This window comes from Priestia sp. SRI_019 (assembly GCF_057586255.1).
Genome location: NZ_JBYCZN010000001.1, coordinates 480,146 through 497,196, shown reverse-complemented (window position 1 = coordinate 497,196; position 17,051 = coordinate 480,146). Strand labels below are relative to the sequence as shown.

Below are 17,051 nucleotides of genomic sequence, written 5' to 3'. Positions count from 1 at the left end.
CTTAATTCAACTCTTTTAAAAAACTTTTTCCATGCTTAGGCATTGCTACGCCAAAATTTTCTGCTACCGTTGCGCCAATATCTGCAAACGTTTGACGAATAGAAAGTTCTTTTCCTTCTTGCATGCCTTTATTGTACACAAGAAGCGGCACGTATTCACGCGTATGGTCTGTCCCATGATGAACAGGGTCATTTCCATGATCAGCTGTAATAATCAATAAATCATCTTCTTTTAATAAATCAAATACTTCTTCTAAGCGTGCATCATATTCTTCAAGCGCTTGCCCATATCCTTGTGGATCGCGGCGATGACCATAGAGAGCATCGAAATCAACTAAATTTAAGAAGCTTAAGCCTGTGAAGTCCATGTTTAATGTATCAACTAGCTTATCCATACCGTCCATATTCGATTTGGTACGAAGAGATTTTGTGACCCCTTCTCCGTCGTAAATATCAGAAATTTTACCGATAGCAATAACATCGATGTCATTGTCTTTTAATTCATTCATTACTGTACGTCCAAAAGGCTTTAATGCATAGTCATGACGATTGGATGTACGCGTGAAGTTACCTGGTTCACCTAAAAACGGGCGAGCGATAACACGTCCAATCATATATGGATCATCAAGCGTTAATTCACGAGCAATCTCACAAATTTTGTACAATTCATCAATTGGAACAATTTCTTCATGAGCAGCAATTTGCAAAACAGAATCTGCTGATGTATAGACGATTAAGTCACCTGTTTCCATATGCTGTTTTCCTAGCTCATCTAAAATTTCTGTACCAGATGCTGGTTTGTTCCCAATGATTTTTCGACCTGTTTTTTCTTCTAGTTGTGAAATCAGCTCTTCTGGAAATCCGTCTGGAAACACATTAAAAGGCGTATCAATATTAAGACCCATGATTTCCCAATGTCCTGTCATTGTATCTTTTCCCGCAGAAGCTTCCTGCATTTTTGTATAGTAAGCCAACGGTTTTTCGGCTTTATCAATTCCTTTAATTTCACGGATATTGCTTAGACCCAGCTTAGCCATATTAGGCATATGAAGACCGTTGCAGTGCTCTGCAATATGACCAAACGTATCGGCACCTTTATCATTGTATTTTTCAGCATCCGGTGATTCACCGATACCTACTGAATCCATGACAATTAAAAATACGCGTTTATATGTATGCGCCATTTTATTCCCTCCAAATATAAATTTATTTATTCTCTATAAAATTCCCGTTTGGAAATAATTTAACCATCTTCTCTTATTGGTCAGAAGTCTGACCTCTCTATTAGTATAGACGCTTTTTATTTTTTTGTACACATGAATGAAAGTGTTTTCAATCAAAAAAACCAATGTCTATAAACTCACTGGACATTGGAATCTTCCTAAGCTCGCGGATGAAACTGATTGTATACATCTTTTAAACGCGCTTTTGTGACATGTGTATAAATTTGAGTGGTCGAAATATCCGCATGCCCGAGCATTTCTTGAACGGCTCTCAAGTCCGCGCCGTTCTCTAACAAATGAGTAGCAAACGAATGCCGTAAAGTATGTGGAGTTAATTCTTTTTCAATTTTTGCTTCAGAAGCTAACTTTTTTAATATTTTCCAAAACCCCTGCCTTGTTAAACGCCTTCCGTGATGATTAACAAAGAGTGCTTTGTCCTGTTCCTTTTGCTTTGTTAAAATACTCCGGCCATGCTGTAAGTACTCTTCAATCGCCTCCGTTGCCAACCTTCCGATGGGGACAATTCTTTCTTTATTCCCTTTTCCGATGCAGCGAATAAATCCCATCGTCAAATGTGCATCATCAATATTTAAGTTAACGAGTTCAGACACACGAATTCCAGTAGCATAAAGCAACTCAAGCATCGCTTTGTCTCGTATGCCAAAAGGTGTCGAAGTATCAAACACATTTAACAGCGCCTCTACTTCCTCTGCATTTAGCACTTTTGGCAGCTTGCGCTCAAGCTGCGGAGTATCAATATGAACGGATGGATCTGTATCCGCTGCTTTTTCTCTTAGTAAGAATTGATGAAAAGATCTAGTTGAAGCCACATGTCTCGCAATCGTTTTAGATGACTTTTGCTGATCACTTAAATATTTCAGGAAATTAACGATGTGGAGTCTTGTTACTTCATTAAATGATTTCAGCTGCTCTACATGCTCTAAATATTGAGCATACTTTTTTAAATCTCGTTCATACGAATCGATCGTATTTTTCGCCAGTCCCCGCTCTACTACTAAATAATGAATAAAATCTTGAATTTGATCATTCAATAGCCTCTACTCCCCGTTTTGATAAAACATAAATAAACGCTCCAGCCACGTCTGATCTTTGTTCACACTTGCTTGCATGACTTTAACTGCTGAACCCGACGGCTCATCATAACGTTTATAATTTTGATACTCTTGAGATACCCATATCATTCCAAAATAAAACAAAAGAGTAAACCCGGTAAATAAGATAAATACTTTACATGTATTATATACCATTTCAGCCCATGATTTCATGAAACAATTCCTCCAATTTTTGATTCTATTAGAAGATATGCCAACTGGGACAGGTTTTATACATGTTTCTTGCCTTTATACGCTGAGTTCTCTCCTGGTCATTTCCTTCCTTTCTATAAAACCATGTAGCTTGTAACCTCGTTATTTTTTCTATTTATGTACAACAAAAAACCTTCTCCATTAGGGAAAAGGCTTTTACTGCTTGTCTTCTTTATCCTGACAGCGATGGCAAATGCCATGAAACGTCAAGCGGTGATCTTTAATTTTAAAATTCCATTGCTTTTCCACAATTTCTTCAACGTCTTCAAGCAAATCTTCTTGAATTTCGTCCACAGATCCACATTCCATACACACAAGGTGATGATGAAAGTGTGCGGCTCCTTCTTGTCTTAAATCGTAGCGAGAAACACCATCGCCAAAGTTTATTTTATCAACAATTTTAAGTTCAGTTAACAATTCTAACGTACGATAAACAGTTGCCAATCCAATTTCCGGAGACTTTTCCTTGACGAGGAGATATACATCTTCGGCACTTAAATGATCCTCTTCATGTTCAAGAAGTACTCTTACAGTCGCCTCACGTTGAGGTGTCAATTTATAGCTAGCTGAGTGCAACTGCTGCTTAATTCGCTCAATTCGACTTTCCATAATTATTCCCTCCCTCGCCATTCACTAATCCATTATATCAGATGTGTCGAGGGTGTCAAAATAAAGTTATTATTAATAAGAAAAAAGAATTCTTTTTACTTAATACTTATTCTTACTTATTTAATAGAGCCATTACACTTTTCATTAAAGTAGGTGATACGTAGGCTTCAACTGTAGCCGCACAGGCAACCAAACATATCATTGCAATCATCGTGCCGCTATAGCGTAAAAAGGATGCGGAAATTGGCTCCGCTGCTTTTTTAAAGAATTGCTGCCGCACAAGCTTCAAAGAAAAGGCAACGGAAGCTGCAGACAAGATCAGAAACGCCGGGATGAGAAAGATATTTTGCGGCATAACAGATACAAAAGATAGCGCAAAACCAGAGAGTCCCATTTGATTGACTAAAAAGCCTACGGTAAAACCAATCACCATTCCTTTTAAAAACAGCAGAATTAACACTACAGGCAAACCAATAATGGCGATTCCTAATATCCAAATGAGCCCTAAGTATTTGACATTATGAAAAAAACTTTGCTGAAACATTTCAACGCTGCTTGCTACTTCTCCACTCTTTACCTGTCCGAAAAACCGGTTTAAATAGAAGTACAGGTCTTCTTTTTGATCAAGCGTCAAACTATTTACAACAATAGCCCCAAAAATGATTCCCATTAAAAACAGCACGTTCACAAACAAATAAATAGAACTGTTTTCTTGAAAATGTCTTGCATACGATAATGGCAATTGTTTTTTTCTCATCGTCTTCCTCCTATTAATCGCTTAATAGAGTGTATGATAGAGTACAAAAACTATGCCAAGAATCTTTTGAATCTATCAAATAAAAAAAGAGAATGAGACATAATGAAATCTACATTCACAATCACCTTAAAAAAATCCGAACGAATTTGATTCTTCATCAAGAATCTCTATTCATCGTTCGGATGTTCCTTCAACTAAAATATAGTTGTCACACATTTTTTTAAGCTAAAGATACACGCATGCCTGTTTTTTCTCACATCAAATGACGTTTCAATGTAAACCTCTAAATTGCTAGATTGCCGTTCGTATGTAAAAGAAAAAACTCTCTTACTCTCCTAAGCCGCTTTTTAACTGTAAGTACTGCACAGCATAGGCTGTTTTTGCATCATAAATTTCCTTGTTTTGAATAAGAGTAAGGGCCTCATCTACCGTAACTTCCATCACTTCAACAAATTCATCTTCGTCTAATTCCGCTTTGGTGGTCATCACTTTTAAATCTTCCGCTAAATAAAGGTGCACCAACTCATCCGCAAAACCTGGTGATGTATAAAAAGAAATAATATGGCTAAGCGAATCTGTCGTATAGCCCGTTTCTTCTTCTAACTCACGTTTTGCCGTCACAATCGGCTCTTCTCCTTTTTCTAGCTTGCCGGCTGGAATTTCGACTAAAATACGATCCATCGGCCTGCGATACTGTTTGACCATAACCATTTTATGATCGCTTGTTAACGCAATGACAGCTACGGCTCCAGGGTGCTTAACTACTTCTCTTGTACTCGTTTTTCCGTTTGGAAGCTCTACTTCTTCTAAGTACAAATCAATCACTCTGCCTCCAAACAGCTTTTCAGAAGACAGCATTTTTTCTGTTAAATGATCCATTTTCTACACCTCGTTCTATTTTTTTGACTCTTACATATATTCTATCATACGAATCTTGGGAGGTAGAAAAAATGAAAGTTTATGTTCACGAGAAGCAAATCATTTTGGTCGGTAAAGCATGGGAAATCAAACAAAAGTTAAAAGAATACGGTGAACAATTTCAGTATGTTGATGAATGGACGAACGCTATCTCTCAAAATTTCAATTCTTACAAACAAGCAGACTGCAGACACTAATTGTGCTGCAGTTTTCTAATCTTCTTATTTGAGTTTCCCTCTATCATAGCGCTACAATAGATAGAAACAAGTAAAAATAAGGAGTGACATATATGGAAAAAAGACGCTTAGGTACTTCAGACTTGCTTGTCAGTACATTAGGTTTAGGGTGCATGTCTCTTGGAACGGAACAAAAACACGCTGTCAATATGATTGATGAAGCTCTCGAATATGGCATTAACTATTTCGATACAGCAGATTTATATGATTTTGGCTTAAACGAGGAGTTTGTGGGACAAGCCCTAAAAAAACGCAGAAATGATATTATTTTAGCCACAAAAGTGGGGAATCGCTGGAATGATGCAAAAGACAGCTGGACGTGGGATCCGTCTAAAGCTTACATAAAAGACGAAGTAAAAGAAAGCCTGCGCCGTCTTCAAACAGATTACATCGATTTATATCAACTGCACGGAGGAACCGTTGAAGACAATATTGAGGAAACGATTGAAGCATTTGAAGAATTAAAACAAGAAGGCGTCATTCGCTACTATGGTATTTCATCTATCCGCCCAAATGTGATTCGAGAGTATGTGCAAAATTCTTCTATTGTCAGCGTCATGATGCAATACAGCTTGTTAGACAGACGTCCTGAAGAAAGTGCACTTCCTCTTTTACATGACAACGGCATTAGCGTTGTAGCGAGAGGTCCAGTAGCCAAAGGGCTGCTAACCGATAAAGGAGAGCAAAAGCTTGCTGCATTCGAGGGCAAGGGCTACTTAGATTATAGCGGTACGGAATTAGCAAAAACGATAGAAGAATTTCGTCACGTACGACCAACTCACTCTCTAAACTCAACGGCACTTCAATACTGTTTATCTAATCCTAGGGTAGCCTCGGTTGTAGCAGGAGCAAGCTCTTCTTCACAGCTTCGTGAAAACGTCAAAGCTGTCGAGGCTTCCACGCTTCAGCCCACTGAAATTAGCAAGCTGCAATCGATCTTTAAAGCAAATCAATACGAAGCTCACCGTTAAAAAATAAAAGCGCCTTTATCGGCGCTTTTATTTTTTAAATTCAGACCAGTTCAAATCACTTTCATTTAACAGTTCTTCAAACGACTTATTTTTTTCTTTTTCTTTTCGAATTCGAGCAGCTTCTTTACGCTCTGTTTCTTTCTGCTCTTCTTCTTTTAAAGAAAGCGCCTGTTTTTTAGCTTGAAGCTGTTTTAATAAGCTATCATTTAGCTGATCTTTGATACTGAGCTGATCATTTTGTTTTTGTGCTGTTTGTGCTGATTGTTTTTGCTTTTTTTTAGCCATCACAATTCCCCCGCTACTTTAATTGAGAGATATTGTATCATATTCTTGCTTTTGTTACCAAAAATCAAAATGCATCTAGTTTTACATGTTCATCAATGATTAAAGTTGGCTCTGTAGATTGTTGAATATCTTCTACCGTATAGCCTTTCGCTACTTCAACAAGCTTTAGGCCTTCTGCCGTAATATCAATGACCGCTCGATCTGTAATAATACGATCCACTACCTCTTTTCCTGTCAGAGGGAGGCTGCACTCATTTAAGATTTTAGGCTCATCTTTTCTCGTCACGTGTTCCATAATAACAATGATGCGCTGTGCTCCGTGAACTAAATCCATTGCACCGCCCATTCCTTTAATCATTTTTCCAGGAATCATCCAGTTTGCCAAGTCACCAGTTTTTGAGACTTCCATTCCTCCTAAAATCGCAATATTAATGTGCCCTCCGCGAATCATTCCAAATGATTCAGCACTATCGAAATAAGAGGCGCCTTTTGTCGCCGTTACGGTTTCTTTACCTGCATTAATTAAATCAGGATCTACTTCTCCTTCTTTCGGATATGGTCCAATGCCTAACAGACCGTTTTCGGACTGAAGTACCACCGTTTTATTATCTGAGATATGATTAGCCACAAGCGTTGGAATACCAATTCCAAGGTTTACATAAAATCCGTCCAAAATTTCTTTTTCAGCACGTTTTGCAATTCGCTCTCTCACGTTCACGCCGTTTTCAATCATGAAAAATCTCTCCCCTTTTGTTATTTTTGAACGGTTAAACGCTCAATACGTTTTTCTTGTTCACCAATAATTAACGATTGAACATATACACTAGGTGTGTGGATAATATTTGGATCAAGTGAGCCTGTTGAATGAAGTTCCTCCACTTCTGCTATCGTCACTTTTCCTGCTGCTGCAATCATTGGGCTAAAATTGCGCGCTGTCTTGTTATACACTAAGTTCCCCATATGATCGGCTTTCCAAGCTCTAACCAAACTAAAATCAGCTTTTAACGCCTCTTCTAGTAAATATTCTTTTCCATCAAACACACGAACTTCTTTTCCTTCAGCAATGGGTGTTCCCACTCCCGCTGGTGTATAAAATGCAGGTATGCCTGCTCCGCCGGCGCGAATCTTTTCAGCTAGCGTGCCTTGAGGCAGCAATTCTACTTCAATTTCTCCTGACAATACTTGTCTTTCAAACTCTTTATTTTCTCCCACGTAAGAACCAATCATCTTTTTAATTTGTTTGTTTTTCAGAAGCAGTCCAAGTCCCCAGTCGTCTACGCCGCAGTTATTTGAAATTACGGTTAGATCTTTTACCCCTGTTTCAACTAACGCTAAAATCAAATTCTCCGGAATTCCACATAAACCAAAACCACCGACCATAATCGTAGCACCGTCGTGAACATCTTCCACCGCTTCTTTAAACGACGTATGTACTTGTTTCATACATAACCACCCCTTCGTTATTTTTGAAAACGCTTTCTAATCTATTATAAAAGATTTTTATTTCTTTTTAAATATATATATAACTGAAAATTATAATTTAATCATTTTTTTGTCAAAAAAGTTATATTACTAGACAAATTAAAGAAAAAACAAAAACGCCACGAGTTCCAAAGCTGTATGTTTGGAATCTGTGGCGTTGTGATATAGCTTTAATGTTTGTTAAAACTATATCAAATTAAGGACGTTCAACGATTGTTGCAACGCCTTGGCCTCCGCCAATACATAACGTTGCTAACCCAAGTTTTGCGTCGCGTTTTTGCATTTCATGAATAAGTGAAACTAGGACACGTGCACCACTTGCACCAATAGGATGTCCAAGCGCAATTGCTCCACCGTTTACATTTAAAATATCATGATTAAATTGAAGTTCACGATCCACAGCGATTGACTGTGCAGCGAATGCTTCGTTTGCTTCTACTAATTGAACATCTTCTAATGAAACAGCAGCTTTTTCAAGCGCCTTTTTCACTGCGCTTACAGGACCGATTCCCATAATGCTTGGGTCTACTCCGGCAGTTGCATTACCTTTAATTGACACTAATGGTGTTAGGCCTAACTCGTCTGCTTTTTTACGGCTCATTACCACTACTGCCGCTGCACCGTCATTGATACCAGATGCATTACCAGCTGTTACAGAACCGTCTTTTTTGAAGGCTGGACGTAGTTTCCCTAAGCTTTCAGCCGTTGTGCCTGCACGTGGGAACTCATCTTGTTCAAAAACAGTTACTTGACCTTTTCTTCCAGGCACTTCTACTGGCACGATTTCATCTTTGAAACGACCAGATTGAATAGCTGCTTCTGCTTTTTGCTGACTTGAAGCTGCAAACGCATCTTGTTCGTCACGAGTAATTTCATATTTATCACACAGATTTTCAGCTGTAACGCCCATATGGTAGTCGTTAAATGCACACCATAATCCATCTTGAATCATGCTGTCAACTACTTTTTGGTCGCCCATTTTAAACCCGTTGCGTGCATTTTTTAATAAGTATGGTGCTTGGCTCATGTTTTCCATTCCACCAGCAACAATCACATCAGCATCCCCAGCAAGAATCGCTTGTGTAGCGAGATGTACTGCTTTTAGTCCTGATCCGCATACTTTATTGATGGTTAATGCTGAAACAGTTTCAGGTAAACCTGCTGCTAAAGTTGCTTGTCGTGCTGGATTTTGTCCTAAACCTGCTTGTAGGACATTTCCCATGATAACTTCATCTACTTCGTTTGCTGATACCCCTACTTTGTTTAAAGCTTCTTTAATTACAGTACCACCTAAAGTTGTTGCGGATACATTTTGTAAGCTTCCCCCAAAGCTGCCGATTGCTGTACGTACAGCGCTTACAATGACTACTTCTGTTTGACCCATGTCGAAAACCTCTCCTTACTGTTTGATTACTGTGATTAACTGTCACCTGTATTAATTTCGACATCGCTTGCGAAATTCCTCTTTTTTTGTAAAAATTTATAATTTTTATTGAATTTTAATTTTTTAGAATTAAAATGAATATTAGTAAGCGTTTACAATGTGGAAGGAGAGCGGTTTATGGGATTTCCTGAAAAAGTAACAATTATAGAAGTTGGTCCACGAGATGGACTTCAAAATGAAAAAAATTTTGTTCCAACTGAAAAAAAAATTAATTTTATCAAAAAATTAAAAGAAGCTGGACTATCCGAAATCGAAATTACATCCTTTGTTTCTCCAAAATGGGTTCCTCAAATGAAAGATGCTTCTACTGTTGCAAATACATTTCAGTCTGATACGTGTCGAAACATTGTACTTGTGCCAAACCAAAAAGGCTTGGAAAAAGCACTGCAAGCTAATTGCCGCTCCGTTGCGCTGTTTATTGGCGTAAGCGATACTTTTAATCAAAAAAATATTAACAAAAACACCAAAGAAGCTGTACAAACGCTGCTTCCTCTCATTCAGCAGCTCAAGCAGCAAGAATGTTTTATTCGAACTTGCATTTCCACCGCCTTTTATTGCCCGTATGAAGGAAAAATACATGAACGCGACGTGCTGGCCCTTTGCGAAAGCTTTGTGGAAGCTGGAGTGAATGAGCTAAGTGTTGCCGATACAATTGGTATGGCAAACCCTAAAGATGTATTTTCACTTTTCTCGAAATTAAAACAAAACTTTCCCCACACGCTACTTGCTGCGCACTTTCACGATACGAGAGGATTAGCCATTGCAAATATCTATGCAGCTCTGCAAGCCGGTATTAACAGGTTCGATTCATCCGCTGGCGGGTTAGGCGGATGTCCATTCGCTAAGGGAGCAACGGGAAACGTAGCTACAGAAGATCTCGTCTTTATGCTTCATGAAATGGGTATTTCCACTTCTATTAATGAAGAAAAGCTGCTCGAAGCGGTCGCTTTTATCGCTCCTCACATTTCAAGACCGATTGAAAGCAAGCAATACTCTTTATTTGCACAGCGTTAAAAATTAGGTTTTTATGAGAGCGACGCTATAATAAATAATAGCTATATTAACAAAAGGAGCCGCTAATCATGAAAAAATGGCTATTATTAATAGGAAGTGTTTTCGGAGCATTTGCCGCTCTTGGCATCTTTTTTACAAATCAAATGATGTACATCCGTAAAAAGACCGACAAAGTTATTATTGACCGCGATACGGAAGATGGCTTTTATGATGAGAAAGTCTATAGCACTCTTCCTAAAGAAGCATTTGTGCTTCCTTCTTCTCTAGGCTATAACATAGCTGGGACCGTTATTAAACAACACGAAAACAACCGATTTATGATTCTTTCGCACGGAGTTACAGTTCATTCACTGAACTCTATGAAATATGCTCGGCTTTTTCTAAAGCTTGGATGGAACGTCGTTCTTTATGATCATCGCCGACACGGCAAGTCTGAAGGGAAAACAACGAGCTACGGCTATTATGAAAAACTGGACCTTCAATCCGTTGTTCACTGGGTAAAAGAACAATTCGGTCCAACTATTTCCCTCGGGATTCACGGGGAGTCTATGGGAGCTGCGACCACTCTTTTGTATGCTGGAATGGAAGACGGAGCTGATTTTTATATTGTCGACTGTCCTTTCTCTGACTTGGAAGAACTTCTTGCCTATCGCTTAAAACAAGATTTCCACTTACCAAAACAGCTTGTGATGCCAGCAGCTAATATTATTTTAAAATGGCGAGAAGGCTACTCATTCAAAGACGTATCACCCATTTCAGTCGTAGATCAAATCAAACATCCTGTTCTATTTATTCACAGCAAAGAAGATGACTATATTCTTCCTAAAATGACGGAGCAGCTGCATGCCAAAAAAATGGGAGCAAAACGGATGTACTTAGCACCTATAGGCACTCACGCCCGCTCGTATGCTGATAATCCAGTGGAATATGAACATGTTATTGAAGAATTCTTAGAAAAAACACAAAAAGAAGCGCTTTAAAGCGCTTCTTTTGTTTTATCGATAAATGACATGCGCGGATTTAAAATTTGAGAAGGACATTTTAGCATAAACGCATATGCACTTTCATTGTAGTCAATCGTCATATTATCATCTAAAAATACTTGCTTTGTTTTTTCGACAAGAACAGGAACAAAATTCGTCTCAATGGTTACATCATCGCTCTCTTTTTCATCAACAATCCATAGCGTCGTTACGCCGCTCACAACACAGCCGCATCCATCCGTATCGTATTTTAATTTTAAATATAGTGAAGAATCTTTCCCGTACTTTTCTTGTACTTTTGCTATCGCTTTATCAGTAAAGGTAATATTCATTTTCCTTTAACTCCTTTTAAACTAATTGTATAAACAAACGAAAATTGCTTATATAATGAGTATAATACACATCTCGCTTTCATTAAACTCTGGCGCTTCATATAGATGTGTACAAAAAGGAGGTTTTTTTATGTCAAAAGTACAAATTAAAGTAATGGATAACGGCTCTTTCCGTGTCACTGGAGACGTTGAATTAATTGATGCAGACGGCAACAAATTTGAAACAAAGCCGACATTTTCACTATGCCGATGTGGCCAGTCGCAAAAGATGCCCTTTTGCGACGGAAACCATAAAGGGAAATTCGACTCTTGTGTGCGCGCTGCAAAAATTTTAGACGAGCAGTAGATTCATACAAATACAGCCTTACTGAACGAAATCGTTAACGAAAAACATTGGTAACCTGTGGTTAAAGCACAGGTTACTTTCTATTAAACGCATCCCCTGCCAATTTTTCTACGAGCCCCGGGGCAAGCTGATACACCTTCGAACCTATATTCATCCACTTAGGCAAGTTGACTTCTCGTTTTGGTTTCCCAATAATATTGACCGTTTTTTTAGCTACGTATTGAGGGGTTAACATAAACTTTTCTACGCTTTTTTCATAGTTTCCTGATTGATCTGCTATTGAAAAGAAGTTGGTTTGAATAGGACCTGGATTCACTGCCGTTACATAGATATGTGTTTTCGCTAATTCCATTCGCAGGCTGTTGGTAAACCCTAGCACGGCATGTTTAGAAGCTGAATAGCCACTGGATTTAGGCGTTGCAAGTTTGCCTGCTTGAGAAGCAATGTTAATAATATGTCCTTTGTTTTCTTTTAGCATATAAGCTAAAATTTCTTGTGTACATGCAATTAATCCAATAACATTGACTTGAAACATTGAGGCAATTGTCGTAATCGATGCTTCTTTCACTTCTTCAAATACACCAAAACCTGCATTATTAATCAGGACATCCACACGCTTAATTTCACTCATCATTTTCTGAACAACTCTTTTGACTTCCTCTACGTTCGCTACGTCAGCTTTATATATGTAAGAGGTAATCCCATGCTTTTGACTAATTTGCTCGGCTACTCGGTGCAGCTTTTCTTCTGTACGTGCAAGTAAAACGGGGACGCCCCCTCTTTTGGCCACTTCATAAGCTAAATGTTCTCCAAGACCTCCTGAAGCGCCTGTAATCACGACATGTTGGTTCTTTAACGAGGATTTCAAATATAACACACCTTTTTCATAAGTTAAGAGCACACAGAATAAATAAGCGTACTTTCTTTTTCATGTGTACTGATTTTATTTGCATCTTCTAAAAAATCGAGCTGACCAATTGTTTCAGAAAGAGTTAGCCCTAGTTCTTTTTCATAAATAGTAGGAAATAGCTGTTTACAAATATCAAACGCTGTTTGAGGGCGTTCTTTTATCATGCTAAGCACTTTATCCGCTCGGTCGCTCTGCTTTTGTAACCTCTCTTGTACAAGTTCGCGAACATGTAACACTTCATCTCCATGACCTGTATAAATACAGTTTATCTCTAAGTCAAGCAGACGTCTTAATGAATGATTATATTGAAGAAGCGTTTTAGGTCGCTCGCCGCTTGGTTTCATAGGAGGTTCAATAAGCGGATTAGATGAAATATGCTTTAACAGTAAATCTCCTCCAATCATAACCGCTGTTCTTTCATTGTATAATGCAATATGGCTTTGAGCATGACCGGGTACTTCAAGTACTTTCCAACTCTCTAGGCCCGGAATGTAGTCTCCTTCCTGCACAGAAGTTGTAAGAGAACGGTGACATGAATACTTCATTGATGCTTTTAAACGTTTTAAATAAGGGCGAAACCTTTCATCTACGCCGGCTTTCATAAAGTGGTCTTCAAAAAACGCATCGTACCACTCAAAAAAATCTGGATTTTGGGAGATCCAAGGCTGATTTTTCGCATGACCGACTATGGCGATATCTTTATCAAAAAAATCAAGCATTCCTACGTGATCAGGATGGTGATGAGTTAGGACAACTTGCTTAATATCATCTGGTTTTAATCCTATTTCATTAAGCTTTTCTTTAAATACAGACCACGCCGCCTCCGTTTTAATACCAGCATCGATTAGCGTAACGGTCTGACCTTTTATAACAAAAACATTCACATCTCCTACCGCAAAAGGAGTAGGCAGCACAATTTTATATAATTGCTCATTCATCTGTATTTTTGCTCCTTTACCATCGCATTTTCTTTTAAGTTTACACGATTTTTCCTGTTATTTATACAATTGCATTCGTTTTCTGAAAATTACATTGACATCCTTCTCTTTTTCATTGCATAATGACAGAAATATAGTGAAGTTTTATTCATATCTTTAGATAACTATGCATTTTATAAAGAAGAGATACACAAACACAAACCTTTAACAGATACTGAAATCTCAGTATCTGTTTTCATTGGATAGCAAATGACTGGAGGAACTTTTAATGAAAACGGATCTAAACATCGCCTTTATTGGAGCTGGATCAATGGCTGAAGCTATGATCTCAGGGCTGCTGTCAGATAAAAAGCTTCGCCCCAATCAAATCACCGTAACAAATCATAGCAACGATAAAAGACTTCACGAACTTCGAAACGCCTATGAAATTAACATTACGCGTAATCATGCCTTGTTAATCGAAAAAAGCGATATCGTCGTGCTTGCTATTAAACCAAAAGACGTAGCGGAAAGCATCGATACGATTAAGTCTTATATTCGTCCGCACCACCTCGTTCTCTCTGTTTTAGCAGGTGTATCGACTGCCACAATTGTAAACTTGTTTGACCAAGAAGTAGCGGTTGTAAGAGCTATGCCAAATACATCGGCCTCTATTGGATTATCGGCTACAGCCATTGCACCCGGCAAGTTTGCTACAGCAGAGCATATGAACGTTACTACTGCTTTATTTGAAACGATTGGTACGGTTACAACTGTAGAGGAAGAGCAGCTTCACGCTGTAACAGGACTATCTGGAAGCGGCCCAGCGTATGTTTACTATCTAGTAGAAGCAATGGAAAAAGCAGCTGAAAAACAAGGCTTGGATACGTCAGTGTCAAATGAACTAATTCTTCAAACTCTTATCGGTGCTGCAGAAATGCTAAAACAGTCACCTAAAACGCCAGCCGTACTTCGAAAAGAAGTGATGAGTCCGGGCGGCACAACAGAAGCAGGAATCGAACAGCTTATTTCTCATAACTTCCAAGAAGCCCTGATGCAGTGTATTGAACAAGCTACAATTCGCTCCAAATATTTAGGAGATACGATTGACGAAAAAATCTCGAGTAAACGTTCGTAAAGGTTCACCTCTTTCTAAAAAAAGAAAGAGGTTTTTTATGATTAAAAATGGATAAGCAGATTATGTGAAAGAAAATTCAATGCGGTGATATAATAACTTTTGTTTAGAGTATCGAAATAATTGGAGGTTAAACCGAATGACAACAAAACTATTTTCACCTTATACAGTGAAAGATGTAACATTAAAAAACCGAATTGTAATGTCACCAATGTGCATGTATTCATGCGAAAAGGAAGACGGCGTAATAACTGACTTTCATATGGTTCACTACACAACTCGTGCGTTTGGACAAGTAGGTCTCATTATGGTTGAAGCCTCAGCTGTCGTGCCACAAGGTCGTATTTCAGCTCAAGACTTGGGAATTTGGAATGATGAGCAAAAAGATGGATTAACGAAACTTGTGACACAGCTAAAAGAAAACGGTGCAAAAACAGCTATTCAACTTGCACACGCAGGACGTAAAGCAACTGTTGAAGGCGATATTTATGCTCCTTCCGCTATTGCTTTTGATGATAAAAGTAAAAAACCTGTGGAAATGACCACAGAACAAATTCATGAAACGATTTCTGCCTTTAAAGAAAGCGCTCGACGTTCAAAAGAAGCTGGATTTGATATTATCGAACTTCATGCGGCACACGGTTATTTAGTACATCAATTTCTATCGCCGCTAAGCAATAAGCGCAGCGACGAATATGGCGGCAGCGCTGAAAACCGCTATCGTTTCTTAAAGGAAATTATTGAAGCTGTGAAAACAGAGTGGGACGGCCCTTTATTTGTCCGTGTTTCTGCTTCTGACTATACAGAAGGCGGATTAACAGTCGATGATCACGTTGTATTTGCAAAATGGATGAAAGAACAAGGCGTCGACTTAATTGACGTTAGTTCCGGTGCTCTGGTACACGCTCCAATCAACGTATACCCTGGCTATCAAGTGCCGTTTGCAGATAAAATCAAGCAGCAAGCTAATATTGATACAGGCGCTGTTGGGCTAATTACAACTGGACGACAAGCAGAAGAGATTTTACAAAGCGAACGCGCTGATTTAATTTTTGTTGCGCGCGAACTTCTGCGCGATCCATACTTCCCGCGCACGGCGGCAAAAGAGCTAAATGAAACAATTTCAGCACCCGTTCAGTACGAACGCGGATGGTAAAAAAAGACGAGGATATCCTCGTCTTTTTTTATGAAATCGTAAACCGCTTCAAGTCTTCTGCTATGTCGGTATTCGGAAAAATTTCTTTTGCTCCTTCTGCTAGCTGGCTGACTGCGTCTCCTTGGTAACGCGAACTAATATGAGATAAAATAAGATGCTCGGCCGATGCTGTTTTAGCAATTTCAGCAGCTTCTTTTGCAGTAGAATGAAAATAGTTGTAAGCAAGCTCCTCGTCTCCCGCTGAAAAAGTAGCTTCATGGACTAATACATTCGCATCCATAGCAAGCTGAACACTTTGCATGCACTTTCTTGTATCTCCTAAAACCGTGATGACCTTCCCTTTTTTAGGCTCTCCTACAAATTCTTGACCATTGATTATACGCCCATCTTTTAATACTACTTCTTTCCCTTCTTTTAACTGCTGATAATGAGGCCCCGGGGGAATATTCATCTCTTTTAAACGCTGAACATCCAGTGATCCTGGCAAATCTTTTTCGACAACTCGATATCCATAAGATAAAATGCCATGTTCAAGCTTGCCAAACTCCACTGAAAAAGTTTCATCTTCAAAAATCGTTCCACTTTCACTGTCCTCTTCTATTTCAACAACCTCTAGAGGATATTGCAGATGAGTTTGACTTACAGCCAGCGTGACTTCAATAAATTCTTTAATTCCTTTTGGCCCGTATACAGTAAGCTGCGATTCTCCACCTTGAAAGGAACGGCTTCCAAGGAGTCCAGGCAATCCGTAAATATGATCACCGTGAAGGTGCGTAATAAAAATTTTCTCAATCCGCCTCGGTTTAACGGTTGTATGTAAAATTTGATGCTGCGTTGCTTCTCCACAATCAAAAAGCCACACCGCCCCTCTTTCTTGCAAAAGTTCGAGCGCAAGAGATGAAACATTCCGCTGTTTCGCCGGTACTCCTGCACCCGTCCCTAAAAATAACAATTCCATTTTCTACTTCCTCCTTCACACGCACAAAAAGCCTGTAAGTATATTATACAG

Annotated in this window: 21 protein-coding genes; 7 read left to right on the top strand and 14 right to left on the bottom strand. The window is 38.8% G+C overall.

Annotated features, from left to right (window positions below; genetic code table 11):
- Nucleotide 1 precedes the first annotated feature (1 nt).
- From deoB to AC2YJL_RS02535, 6 genes are all read right to left on the bottom strand, one after another.
- On the bottom strand, nt 2-1,183 hold the full coding sequence (deoB, locus tag AC2YJL_RS02560) for a phosphopentomutase (protein WP_025750449.1): 1,182 nt from the start codon (nt 1,181-1,183) through the stop codon (nt 2-4).
- 197 nt (nt 1,184-1,380) lie between these two features.
- Nucleotides 1,381-2,274, bottom strand: a complete 894-nt coding sequence (gene xerD / locus AC2YJL_RS02555) for a site-specific tyrosine recombinase XerD (RefSeq protein WP_028411550.1) — start codon at nt 2,272-2,274, stop codon at nt 1,381-1,383.
- Between the two features lie 6 nt (nt 2,275-2,280).
- The gene (locus tag AC2YJL_RS02550) at nt 2,281-2,508 is read right to left on the bottom strand and encodes a YqzK family protein (protein ID WP_013059081.1); all 228 of its coding nucleotides are present in this window, start codon (nt 2,506-2,508) and stop codon (nt 2,281-2,283) included.
- A gap of 195 nt (nt 2,509-2,703) precedes the next feature.
- Complete coding sequence (gene fur, locus AC2YJL_RS02545; RefSeq protein ID WP_013059082.1) at nt 2,704-3,156, bottom strand: ferric iron uptake transcriptional regulator; 453 nt, start codon at nt 3,154-3,156, stop codon at nt 2,704-2,706.
- 112 nt (nt 3,157-3,268) lie between these two features.
- Nucleotides 3,269-3,913, bottom strand: coding sequence for a stage II sporulation protein M (gene spoIIM, locus AC2YJL_RS02540; protein WP_251568792.1), 645 nt, complete (start codon nt 3,911-3,913; stop codon nt 3,269-3,271).
- A gap of 327 nt (nt 3,914-4,240) precedes the next feature.
- Nucleotides 4,241-4,792, bottom strand: a complete 552-nt coding sequence (locus AC2YJL_RS02535) for an NUDIX hydrolase (RefSeq protein ID WP_013059084.1) — start codon at nt 4,790-4,792, stop codon at nt 4,241-4,243.
- A 71-nt stretch (nt 4,793-4,863) separates the two neighbouring features.
- Between AC2YJL_RS02535 and mciZ the strand changes: the two genes are divergently transcribed.
- Together mciZ and AC2YJL_RS02525 are read left to right on the top strand one after the other, a co-directional pair.
- Entirely contained in the window at nt 4,864-5,028 is a 165-nt protein-coding gene (gene mciZ / locus AC2YJL_RS02530) for a Z-ring formation inhibitor MciZ (RefSeq protein ID WP_013059085.1), read from the top strand.
- A gap of 92 nt (nt 5,029-5,120) precedes the next feature.
- Nucleotides 5,121-6,038 carry an aldo/keto reductase gene (locus AC2YJL_RS02525; protein WP_251568793.1) on the top strand — a complete coding sequence of 306 codons (918 nt, stop codon included), beginning with the start codon at nt 5,121-5,123 and terminating at the stop codon, nt 6,036-6,038.
- Between the two features lie 27 nt (nt 6,039-6,065).
- Here the strand turns inward: AC2YJL_RS02525 and AC2YJL_RS02520 are convergent, their stop codons facing one another.
- The 4 genes from AC2YJL_RS02520 to AC2YJL_RS02505 form a co-directional block, all read right to left on the bottom strand.
- The gene (locus AC2YJL_RS02520) at nt 6,066-6,323 is read right to left on the bottom strand and encodes a YqkE family protein (protein ID WP_050688188.1); all 258 of its coding nucleotides are present in this window, start codon (nt 6,321-6,323) and stop codon (nt 6,066-6,068) included.
- A gap of 64 nt (nt 6,324-6,387) precedes the next feature.
- Nucleotides 6,388-7,056, bottom strand: a complete 669-nt coding sequence (locus tag AC2YJL_RS02515; RefSeq protein ID WP_016765510.1) for a 3-oxoacid CoA-transferase subunit B — start codon at nt 7,054-7,056, stop codon at nt 6,388-6,390.
- Between the two features lie 20 nt (nt 7,057-7,076).
- Nucleotides 7,077-7,766 (bottom strand): CoA transferase subunit A, encoded by a 690-nt coding sequence (locus tag AC2YJL_RS02510; protein ID WP_251568794.1) that lies wholly within the window; start codon nt 7,764-7,766, stop codon nt 7,077-7,079.
- A gap of 235 nt (nt 7,767-8,001) precedes the next feature.
- Nucleotides 8,002-9,189 carry an acetyl-CoA C-acetyltransferase gene (locus AC2YJL_RS02505; protein WP_028410695.1) on the bottom strand — a complete coding sequence of 396 codons (1,188 nt, stop codon included), beginning with the start codon at nt 9,187-9,189 and terminating at the stop codon, nt 8,002-8,004.
- 177 nt (nt 9,190-9,366) lie between these two features.
- Here AC2YJL_RS02505 and AC2YJL_RS02500 point away from each other — a divergent pair, with 177 nt between their 5' ends.
- On the top strand, nt 9,367-10,263 hold the full coding sequence (locus AC2YJL_RS02500; RefSeq protein WP_115654891.1) for a hydroxymethylglutaryl-CoA lyase: 897 nt from the start codon (nt 9,367-9,369) through the stop codon (nt 10,261-10,263).
- 68 nt (nt 10,264-10,331) lie between these two features.
- Nucleotides 10,332-11,243, top strand: a complete 912-nt coding sequence (locus AC2YJL_RS02495) for an alpha/beta hydrolase (RefSeq protein WP_153255366.1) — start codon at nt 10,332-10,334, stop codon at nt 11,241-11,243.
- On the opposite strand, the gene AC2YJL_RS02490 is transcribed toward AC2YJL_RS02495, so the two are convergent.
- Nucleotides 11,240-11,578: an iron-sulfur cluster biosynthesis family protein gene (locus AC2YJL_RS02490; protein WP_028410692.1), complete on the bottom strand. Its 339-nt coding sequence runs from the start codon at nt 11,576-11,578 to the stop codon at nt 11,240-11,242. The genes AC2YJL_RS02495 and AC2YJL_RS02490 overlap by 4 nt on opposite strands.
- Before the next feature lie 130 nt (nt 11,579-11,708).
- Between AC2YJL_RS02490 and AC2YJL_RS02485 the strand changes: the two genes are divergently transcribed.
- Complete coding sequence (locus AC2YJL_RS02485) at nt 11,709-11,924, top strand: CDGSH iron-sulfur domain-containing protein (protein WP_013059094.1); 216 nt, start codon at nt 11,709-11,711, stop codon at nt 11,922-11,924.
- A gap of 73 nt (nt 11,925-11,997) precedes the next feature.
- Here the strand turns inward: AC2YJL_RS02485 and AC2YJL_RS02480 are convergent, their stop codons facing one another.
- Nucleotides 11,998-12,792: an SDR family NAD(P)-dependent oxidoreductase gene (locus AC2YJL_RS02480; RefSeq protein ID WP_251568795.1), complete on the bottom strand. Its 795-nt coding sequence runs from the start codon at nt 12,790-12,792 to the stop codon at nt 11,998-12,000.
- A gap of 23 nt (nt 12,793-12,815) precedes the next feature.
- Nucleotides 12,816-13,772, bottom strand: coding sequence for an MBL fold metallo-hydrolase (locus AC2YJL_RS02475; protein WP_016765515.1), 957 nt, complete (start codon nt 13,770-13,772; stop codon nt 12,816-12,818).
- Nucleotides 13,773-14,040: 268 nt separating this feature from the next.
- Between AC2YJL_RS02475 and proI the strand changes: the two genes are divergently transcribed.
- The gene (gene proI / locus AC2YJL_RS02470) at nt 14,041-14,889 is read left to right on the top strand and encodes a pyrroline-5-carboxylate reductase ProI (protein ID WP_251568797.1); all 849 of its coding nucleotides are present in this window, start codon (nt 14,041-14,043) and stop codon (nt 14,887-14,889) included.
- A gap of 136 nt (nt 14,890-15,025) precedes the next feature.
- Nucleotides 15,026-16,042: an NADPH dehydrogenase NamA gene (namA, locus tag AC2YJL_RS02465; protein ID WP_230933560.1), complete on the top strand. Its 1,017-nt coding sequence runs from the start codon at nt 15,026-15,028 to the stop codon at nt 16,040-16,042.
- Between the two features lie 28 nt (nt 16,043-16,070).
- Here the strand turns inward: namA and rnz are convergent, their stop codons facing one another.
- The gene (rnz, locus tag AC2YJL_RS02460; RefSeq protein ID WP_195695926.1) at nt 16,071-17,000 is read right to left on the bottom strand and encodes a ribonuclease Z; all 930 of its coding nucleotides are present in this window, start codon (nt 16,998-17,000) and stop codon (nt 16,071-16,073) included.
- Nucleotides 17,001-17,051 lie beyond the last annotated feature (51 nt).

Excerpts from the sequence above, each read along its gene's own strand:
- fur (WP_013059082.1), bottom strand. The coding sequence starts at position 3,156 with ATGGAAAGTCGAATTGAGCGAATTAAGCAGCAGTTGCACTCAGCTAGC.
- mciZ (WP_013059085.1), top strand. The coding sequence starts at position 4,864 with ATGAAAGTTTATGTTCACGAGAAGCAAATCATTTTGGTCGGTAAAGCA.
- AC2YJL_RS02510 (WP_251568794.1), bottom strand. The coding sequence starts at position 7,766 with ATGAAACAAGTACATACGTCGTTTAAAGAAGCGGTGGAAGATGTTCAC.
- rnz (WP_195695926.1), bottom strand. The coding sequence starts at position 17,000 with ATGGAATTGTTATTTTTAGGGACGGGTGCAGGAGTACCGGCGAAACAG.
- AC2YJL_RS02490 (WP_028410692.1), bottom strand. The coding sequence starts at position 11,578 with ATGAATATTACCTTTACTGATAAAGCGATAGCAAAAGTACAAGAAAAG.
- AC2YJL_RS02500 (WP_115654891.1), top strand. The coding sequence starts at position 9,367 with ATGGGATTTCCTGAAAAAGTAACAATTATAGAAGTTGGTCCACGAGAT.
- AC2YJL_RS02535 (WP_013059084.1), bottom strand. The coding sequence starts at position 4,792 with ATGGATCATTTAACAGAAAAAATGCTGTCTTCTGAAAAGCTGTTTGGA.
- proI (WP_251568797.1), top strand. The coding sequence starts at position 14,041 with ATGAAAACGGATCTAAACATCGCCTTTATTGGAGCTGGATCAATGGCT.
- spoIIM (WP_251568792.1), bottom strand. The coding sequence starts at position 3,913 with ATGAGAAAAAAACAATTGCCATTATCGTATGCAAGACATTTTCAAGAA.
- namA (WP_230933560.1), top strand. The coding sequence starts at position 15,026 with ATGACAACAAAACTATTTTCACCTTATACAGTGAAAGATGTAACATTA.
- AC2YJL_RS02495 (WP_153255366.1), top strand. The coding sequence starts at position 10,332 with ATGAAAAAATGGCTATTATTAATAGGAAGTGTTTTCGGAGCATTTGCC.
- AC2YJL_RS02485 (WP_013059094.1), top strand. The coding sequence starts at position 11,709 with ATGTCAAAAGTACAAATTAAAGTAATGGATAACGGCTCTTTCCGTGTC.
- deoB (WP_025750449.1), bottom strand. The coding sequence starts at position 1,183 with ATGGCGCATACATATAAACGCGTATTTTTAATTGTCATGGATTCAGTA.
- AC2YJL_RS02525 (WP_251568793.1), top strand. The coding sequence starts at position 5,121 with ATGGAAAAAAGACGCTTAGGTACTTCAGACTTGCTTGTCAGTACATTA.
- AC2YJL_RS02550 (WP_013059081.1), bottom strand. The coding sequence starts at position 2,508 with ATGAAATCATGGGCTGAAATGGTATATAATACATGTAAAGTATTTATC.
- AC2YJL_RS02475 (WP_016765515.1), bottom strand. The coding sequence starts at position 13,772 with ATGAATGAGCAATTATATAAAATTGTGCTGCCTACTCCTTTTGCGGTA.
- AC2YJL_RS02505 (WP_028410695.1), bottom strand. The coding sequence starts at position 9,189 with ATGGGTCAAACAGAAGTAGTCATTGTAAGCGCTGTACGTACAGCAATC.
- AC2YJL_RS02515 (WP_016765510.1), bottom strand. The coding sequence starts at position 7,056 with ATGATTGAAAACGGCGTGAACGTGAGAGAGCGAATTGCAAAACGTGCT.
- AC2YJL_RS02520 (WP_050688188.1), bottom strand. The coding sequence starts at position 6,323 with ATGGCTAAAAAAAAGCAAAAACAATCAGCACAAACAGCACAAAAACAA.